Genomic DNA, 8721 nt, shown 5'->3' with positions numbered 1-8721 from the left:
TCCCTACTACCACCTGATTGCCTGAAATACCTACTGACCAATCAAAAATATCATCATATGTTGCGCCATCAGAAGGACTGAGCTTAGCCGTTTCGCTCATGTCTGACCAACCCTCTTCTGGTTTTTCAAAGACATAGGCATGGGCCGACGGATTGAAAGAAGTTCCTCTCGATCCCACTATAACCACCTGGTCACCCGAAATACTTACTGAACTACTAAATCTATCATATTCATCCATATCGGAGGGCCTCAAAACAGCCTTTTGAACCCAACTACTTCCATTGTACCACAACACATAGGCCACTCCTGTCCTAGCATTATTTCCTGGAGCACCCACTACCGCATAATGACCATCTATCGCTATGGAACTTCCAAAATTATTTTGATAATTCTCCAGATGTGGTGGTAAGGGTGGTGCTTTTTGCTCTGCTCCCCAATTTTGAGCATGGGAAATCAGGGGAAACAGCCATATTATTGCCAACAAGCCTAAGAGATGAACTTTCCACTTTTGGAAAATCCTTGGTTTAGGGTCTTTTAAAAAAGATAGGTATTGGAGTATATTTTTTTTCATTTACTTTCTTATAATAAGTATTATAAAATTACTTAGAAAGATATAAGTAATTATTCAAATTTTTTTTCAATAAAAAAATGAAAACGTAAAAGAAATTTTATATACATAGGATATAGGATAGCTTCTTATTTTTTACTTAGAATTCAGTATTTAAAAACTCGCCAAGAAGATGATAATTTTAGAACAATAATATCCTAATAATTAAACCATTCTAATTTAATTTTAAGTACTAATAAAAAATTTTAAATTAAATTATTTCAGTATTATTTTTTCACCAAGCATCATATTGAGGAAGAGCTTATTTGAGTAAAAAAACATTTAATCAATAGATTGGGGGAGTGACATTAAGAAGATTAAATTTTATTACTCGAATGGGGAATACCTTATGGATTGAGGTTAAATACGTCGAAAGTAAGGGTAAATAAAACATTAAGACTAAGGATAATAAATCAGGGACTATGGCAGAAACTTAGATAATAAAGTGGAAGGATCCTTTTCTTTAGTTCCGGAAAAAATGATGTTGGGTTCAGTATCCCAAGCTCTTTTTTATTTAAGAAGTCCAGGGTGCTTCCTAATTTTTTATTAAAAGCCATATTTTTCAAATTGAAAAACTATAAATCCTTCACTTTCTAGTCCTATATAAAGATCCAAATTAAGTTATTTGTATTTAGGATAAATAATCTTGCTGGGTTTTAAATGAAAGAAGGATAATTTTTTTGATAAAATAATCTTTTGAATGTACCAAAAGTATCTAAGGGAATTTTATTCTGATAAAACAAAAAATAGTTTAAAGATTATCTTTTTCGACCTGTAAATTCACACTAAAATACTGAATATGATCTTTATTTTACAATCTTATTTTTTATTAATAAACTAATTAAAACTTATACTAAAGTAATAAATAACCCAATATTTATAACTTAACAATTATTTTATGCAATAAATTAACATGTGAAATGGAATTATAATTACTTTTAAAAAAAATAACAAACTAAAAGTAATTATTATGAGGAAAGTTTACTTTAGTAGTTTTCTACTATTTTTTATTTGTTTTACACCATTTTTATTGCAAGCCCAAAGCCCTACACTTGTGATAAATGAGGTGGATGCGGACAATCCATCCACTGATGATCAGGAGTTTGTCGAGTTGTATGATGGTGGAGTAGGTAGCACGCCCTTGGATGGTTATGTGTTGGTGTTTTATAATGGAAATGGAGACACCAGTTACAAATCCGTAGATTTGGATGGTCATTCCACCAATGCACAGGGGTATTTTGTTTTGGGGGCAGCAACTGTTCCTTCCGTAGATTTGGTGATTGGAACAACCAACATTATTCAAAATGGGGCCGATGCAGTAGCGCTTTATCAGGCAAATGCTAGTGATTTCCCATCAAGCAGTCCTATAAGTACAGAAAACCTAATTGATGCCTTGGTTTATGACACCAATGACAGTGATGATGCTGAACTTTTAGTCTTACTAAACCCAGGTCAAACCCAGATTAACGAAGGTGGAAGTGGTGATAAAGATAACCACTCTAACCAAAGAAGCCCTAACGGTTCAGGAGGATCAAGGAACACAAGCTCCTATATACAGGCTATACCCACACCGGGTGCCCCTAATGTAGGTACTTCCGATTCACAGGCTCCAGAAATTATAGCCTTTCTTCCGGAAAACGGTCAAACTGAAGTTCCTTCAAATACTTTTTTTGAATTTACTTTTGACGAAGAGGTAATCAAGGGAAATGGAGAAATTCTTATAAAAAATCTTTCCGATGAGATTTTTGCCTCCATCGATGTAAATTCTTCAGATGTGGTGATTAGTGGAACGAATGTGAGGTTTTCTCTTCTTTCAAATTTGAATCTTTCTACTACTTATTATGTGGAATTAACAGCGGGGACATTTACAGATTTATCCGGAAATGAGTTTGTCGGACAAAGTGGAACAGCATTTTGGCAATTTACCACCGAGGCGCTTCCCTCACCATCCTTAGTAACAAGTATTACAGCCCTTGATTTAGGAAGTGCAAATATAAATCAACCTTCTTCTATATTCTCTTATTTCCTTTCTGCCACTAAATTAAGATCAGATGTATTAGTCGAAGTAAATCTTCCATTTTCCTTGTCTTTGGACGGAGAAACTTTTACCCAAAACTTAAATATATCTAAGGCAAGTTTGACAGCTGACCAGGAGATTTTTGTTAGGTTTACTTCCAGTTTAGAAGGGTCCTTTTCTGAGTCGATTTCCCACTCTACAGAAGGGGTTTTACCACTAACGCTTTCCCTATCGGCAACCGTAAATAATCCATTCCAAACCGATTTTAATACTTGTGATTTGACGGCTATCAATTGGACTTCTTATAGCTTTGAAGGAGCAGACCAAAATTGGGAATGTACTACATATGGCATTGATGGTAGTATGGGAGTACAAATGAACGGATACTCTGGTGGTGCCCTTCTTAATGAAGACTGGCTTATTACTTCGGCAATGGATCTTTCTTCTTTTGATTATCCATTGTTAAGCTTTGCAAGCGTTACTAAATTTACAGGCCCTGGTTTAAAGCTACTAGTTTCAACTGATTACTCAGGTAGCGGAGACCCTTCTCTGGCGAATTGGGAGGAGCTGAATGGGAAATTTCCTGCCTTGAATAGTGATAGCTGGACTTACTCTAACGCCATTAATTTAGGGAATTATAAAAGTTCGGCAACCTATTTGGCCTTTGTATACACCTCTTCTCCTGAATTAGGAGCTGCCCGTTGGACTTTGGACAATTTTTCAATCGAAAATTCTTTAACCCCACCTCCAGCTAGTTTATTGGTAGCCTTTGATCCATTAACCAATTATGATTTTGGAGTTATTGAGTCTGATGCCATTTCTTCGGCAAAAGAGTTGAAATTTAATGCTTCAGATCTTACTTCTTCCCTACAATTGATAGCTTCATCTTATTTTGAGCTTTCAAAAGATAATAACACTTTCTCCAATGAACTGACATTTGGCTTAGAAGAGCTTTCTTTAGAGCAAAGCATTTTTGTAAGGTTCAACCCTCAGGGACAAACCGTAAAAGCGGCCTTGGGGCAGATTCAGTTTTTATCGGAAGGAATAGATGAAAATTTTGGAAACTATACGGCATCCACGGTTGATTTGCCTATTACATTGGATGTGGTAAGCTGGAACCTTGAATGGTTTGGAAGTACCATGAGTGGCCGTGGACCATCTGATGTAAATGAACAAATGGAGAATGTAAAAAAGATATTAGAGCAAATTTCTGCAGATATCTATGCGGTTCAGGAAGTATCGGACGAAGCCTTGTTAGACGAGATGCTGGCACAAATGCCCAACTATGCGCGTGTATGCTCGGATTATTTTTCTTATTATTTTGAAGGGAATGATGATCCTGCCACTAACCCAGCACAAAAGCTTTGTTTCATTTACAACACTCAAACGGTGAATATCACTGACAGCCGTGCCCTATTTGCTGGTTTATTTGAGGATATTCACAGTGGAGCTACTACTTTACCTGATTATCCTACCGATCCTAAAAAATTGTGGGCAAGTGGTAGACTACCTCACTTGATTAGTGCGGAGGTAAATATTGGTGGGGTGATCAAAAACATTGATCTTATAAACCTACATGCTAAAGCAGGATCTGACCAGTCCAGTTGGGAACGACGTACCTATGATGTACAATTATTGAAAGACAGTTTAGATGCTAATTATGGAGAGAATAACCTCATTATTTTAGGGGATTACAATGATGATGTTAATGAGTCCATTAATCCAGGGGCAGTTACCCCTTACCAGATTTTTGTAGATGATACAGAAAATTATCAAATAGCTACTCAATCTTTATCATCAAGAGGGTTTCAGTCGACAATTAATTACAATAATGTTATTGATAATATTGCCGTTTCAGACGAGTTGTTTAACCAACTTTATGCAAATTCAGAAAGGATAATCATACCGATTGATTGGGTTACCGATTATGAATACACTACTTCCGACCATTTGCCGGTATTAACTAGAATTGAACTATCCAATTCCGCTCCGGTATGGGTAGGAAGTGTAAACAATCAACAGAGCCCAGAAAAGGAAGATTTGAATCTTTCTTTAACAAACATTAGTGTAAAAGATCCTGATGTTGGGGATTCATTTAGTATCTCTGCGGGCCTTGTGAATGGGGAAGAGCTTCCCACTTGGTTAAGCTTTGATGCTATTAGCTTGACTTTCCAAGGAACACCTATGAATGAAGATGTAGGGGTTTATACCATTGAATTGGTAGCTACAGATCAGTCACAATTAAGTTCTTCTACCACCTTTCAATTGGAGGTAACCAATGTAAATGATGCCCCAGTATTAGTTGGGACCATCAGTGAGCAAACTGCTTGTATTAGAAGCCCATTTGAGCTCCAACTAGAAGAAGGCCTATTTAGTGATCCTGATGTAGATGACCAGTTAATATATTCCGCGACTTTATCAAATGGAGAGAACTTACCCAATTGGTTACAGTTTGATGCGATTTCAAAATCATTTGCTGGAATGCCTTCAAGAAAAGACGTGGGGTTATTGGATGTAATTGTCAAAGCTACGGATAATGGCGGGGCTTATGCTGAAGTTCATTTCCCATTGACTGTTAGCAAGTTTAAATCAAATTGCAGGAAAAAACCTCAGTCCAAATTAGTAAGGTTATTTCCTAACCCTACCTCTTCAAGGCTGAATATTCGCCTTCCCGAGGAATGGATTAGCACTACGGAAGTAAAAGTGATTCGCCTTAAAAGTGGAAGGGAGCTCACACATTTAGTTCCTGTTTTCCAACAGTCAGATAGTCTATTGAGATTAGATCTTTCCAGACTTTTAAGAGGAGTTTATATAATTCAGCTAATTACTCCGGAAGGAACCAATCACTATAGAATAAATAAGAAATAAGAGAAGAAAAAGACAAATTTCCCACTAGGGGCTGCTGTGGAAGATCCTCCCATTTTAAGGTTGGATCTTCTGCAACGGCTCCTTTTTATAATTTAGAACTTTTTTCGTACTTAATCATTTTAGTTTTGGTTGTTATAATTGAGTATTTCATAAATTGGTTAATGAACTTTATTTTTATGAATTCTTCCGAAATATTATTTCCCTTTTCTTTACCAAATTCCAGTTTTTACCATTTCTCTGAAAAAACAACTTTCCGTATTGTTAATACCTTGAATACATTAAGCACAAATGGTATTTTATCTTTTGACTTTAGACAGATATAGTGGAACTTATTCCTAGCCCATCTAATGTGTAGGCAATTCTTTTCAAGTCTAGTTTTGAAACCCTTTCTAAAGTATCGACAGGAGTATCACGGTCAATTGAGTATAACATAACCTCTTTGGGTTTAATTTCAATTAATTTTTCCGTCCATTCCTTCAATTCGGAGTCTAATGTATTATCTACTGATTTTCCATTAACCGTTCCTTTTAGGAACATGGATTGGATCTTAAAATCTCCATTAAACAGGCCGCTCTTAAGATCATCGTAAATTTTTGAAAGCGACATTCTTCCCAAGGGTTTATTCAGTAACTGAAAGGTTTGTTCCGTACCGGCGTCCAGTTTCAATATTCTTTCATCTACCTCTTCAAGGGCACGAAGCACTGACTCTTTTTTCAATGTGGTGGCATTTGAAAGCACTGCTATTTTGGCTTTGGGCATCCATTTATTTCTTAATGCAGATACTTCCACAATAATCTTTTCAAACTGAGGGTGTAGGGTAGGTTCACCATTACCTGCAAAGGTGATGTAATCTATAAATTGAAGTTTATTAGCCGTTGCTTTCAATTTATCTTCGAGCTTCCTTAAGGTATCTGATTTTTCCACAAATTTAATGGGGGTATTCCCTTTATCTGTCCAACCGCATTCGCAATAGATACAATCAAAATTACAGATTTTTGCTGTTGGAGAAATAAGGTTTATTCCCAAAGAAGTCCCTAACCTGCGGCTTTGAACGGGACCAAAGACCACATCATCAAATAGGAAAGTTGGCATACAACAACATTAAGATTTATTATAAATAGAATTGATTAGGTACAGTAATCAGTAAACAATATTAGCTCTTAAAAATTTATGGAAATATGATTTAAATCATGCCCTCACTTTTAGCCCCTTTTTTTAAACAGTATTACCACTGTCACTGAGATTATTAGAACTTTTTGAACTTTCTAACATGATGTAGGTCATGGAATTCAATGATGTTGGTCATAATTAAATTGGAGGTTGGATAGTACTTTGCGGAAAAAAAGATTATCCATGCCCAGATATCATACCCTAGGGAAAATCCCTCATAAAAGACATACAACTTTCAGAAAAGAAGACGGATCTTTATTTCAAGAAGAACTTTTTGGAACTGCAGGTTTTGCTGGCATGTCTTCCTTGCTTTACCATCACTATCCGCCAACAATGGTAAGAGAATTTGGAGAGCCACAGAATGTACGTCCAAAGGTTGCTCTTGAAGATAATATGAAAGCCCTGAGTTTTAAAGGGTTTAGTATTGAATCAGAAAAGGATTATCTCAGAAGTAGAAGGACATTGTTTGTCAATAATGATCTTCATATTGGTCTGGCAGCCCCTAAGGAGTTTTCAAAAGATTATTTCTACAAAAATGCTGATGCAGATGAAATGCTTTTTGTCCATCAAGGTTCAGGACTCTTAAGGACACCCTATGGTAGTATTGAATTTAATTACGGAGACTACTTGATTATCCCAAGGGGTACGGTCTACCAGATTGACTTTGATGGTGTAGATAATAGGCTCTTGTATGTTGAAAGTTTTAGCCCCATTCTTACTCCCAAAAGGTATCGGAATCACTTTGGTCAGATGCTAGAGCATTCGCCTTTTTGTGAACGAGACATGAAGCTTCCCCAAAATTTAGAAACACATAATGAAAAGGGGGAATTTAAAGTTTTCATCAAAAAGAAAGGGATTATGTATTCCTATATATATGAAAATCATCCCTTCGATGTAGTGGGATGGGATGGGTTTAACTACCCCTATGCTATTTCAATATTTGATTTTGAACCGCTGACAGGGAGAATTCACCTTCCACCACCTATTCATCAGCAATTTGAGGCCAATAATTTCGTGATATGCTCATTTGTGCCCAGGCTTTACGACTATCATCCTGAGGCCATTCCTGCTCCCTACCATCACAGCAATATTGACTCGGATGAATTACTGTACTACGTGGATGGGGATTTTATGAGTAGAAATAATATTCAGAAAGGTCAAATCACTCTTCACCCAGGAGGAATACCACATGGACCACACCCTGGTGCTATTGAAAGAAGTATTGGAGAAAAGGAAACCAAAGAATTCGCGGTGATGATTGATCCCTTTAACCCCGTAGCCATCACAGAGGAAGCTATGAAAATTGAGGTGAAAAATTATTACCAGTCCTGGAGCAGTAACAAGGGGAAATAATATCATGGGAAAGGAGTAAGCTCATCATTCAAAACTTCAATCAACTTCCGGATGCATTAAACATCTGTAAATTAGGAAGATTTAGTTATGAAGAAGTTTTTAATTCAGCAGTAATCAAGAAAGAGGATGTGCAAAGGTTTATTTCATGGAAAACTGAAGCCTACTCTCGAAAACAAATACTTTAGAGAGATGCTTTTGAAGGATTAATAATGTGCTGGGAGTTTGGTCAGCCATCTCATTTGGAAAAAAATTCAGGCATTGTTTGAGTTCATAGAAGCAGAACAGGTCAAAAGAGGAACATTTTAAGATTTAAAAAATGTACATAGAACAATTATACACGAATTGCTTGTCAGAAGCCGCTTACTACATCGAGTCAAATGGGGAAGCTGCCATAATTGACCCTATGAGGGAAACTTCTCCTTATACCGAATTAGCCAATAAAAGGAAGGCTACTATTAAGTATATTTTTGAAACGCATTTTCATGCTGATTTTGTCTCTGGTCATATTGATTTGTCAAGGGAGACGGATGCTGAAATTGTTTATGGCCCTGGTGCAAAGGCAGATTATTCGATCGTTGAGGCCGAAGATTATCAATTATTTAGGTTAGGGGATATACAGATTAAAGTTTTGCATACTCCGGGACATACCATGGAATCTTCCTGTTTTTTGGTAATGGATGAAAAGGGAAAAGAACATGCTGTTTTT

At 36.4% G+C, this 8721-nt stretch carries 5 protein-coding genes; 3 read left to right on the top strand and 2 right to left on the bottom strand.

Going from position 1 to position 8721, the window contains the following annotated elements:
• Positions 1–571, bottom strand: a 571-nt coding sequence (locus E1171_RS13445; RefSeq protein ID WP_222931500.1) for an FG-GAP repeat protein, incomplete at its 3' end; no start/stop codon positions are given.
• Between the two features lie 1006 nt (positions 572–1577).
• Here E1171_RS13445 and E1171_RS13440 point away from each other — a divergent pair.
• Positions 1578–5492, top strand: a complete 3915-nt coding sequence (locus E1171_RS13440; protein WP_155206538.1) for a putative Ig domain-containing protein — start codon at positions 1578–1580, stop codon at positions 5490–5492.
• A gap of 309 nt (positions 5493–5801) precedes the next feature.
• On the opposite strand, the gene E1171_RS13435 is transcribed toward E1171_RS13440, so the two are convergent.
• Positions 5802–6584: a radical SAM protein gene (locus tag E1171_RS13435; protein ID WP_155206536.1), complete on the bottom strand. Its 783-nt coding sequence runs from the start codon at positions 6582–6584 to the stop codon at positions 5802–5804.
• A gap of 261 nt (positions 6585–6845) precedes the next feature.
• On the opposite strand from E1171_RS13435, the gene E1171_RS13430 reads away from it, so the two are divergent.
• A complete protein-coding gene (locus E1171_RS13430; RefSeq protein WP_155206534.1) occupies positions 6846–8015 on the top strand; it encodes a homogentisate 1,2-dioxygenase in 1170 nt (389 codons plus the stop codon).
• Between the two features lie 316 nt (positions 8016–8331).
• Positions 8332–8721, top strand: a 390-nt coding sequence (locus tag E1171_RS13425; RefSeq protein WP_155206533.1) for an MBL fold metallo-hydrolase, incomplete at its 3' end; no start/stop codon positions are given.

The sequence above is a fragment of the Xanthovirga aplysinae genome (assembly GCF_009711365.1).
GTDB classification, from domain to species: Bacteria; Bacteroidota; Bacteroidia; order Cytophagales; family Cyclobacteriaceae; genus Xanthovirga; species Xanthovirga aplysinae.
This window is presented reverse-complemented; position numbering and strand designations above follow the sequence as displayed.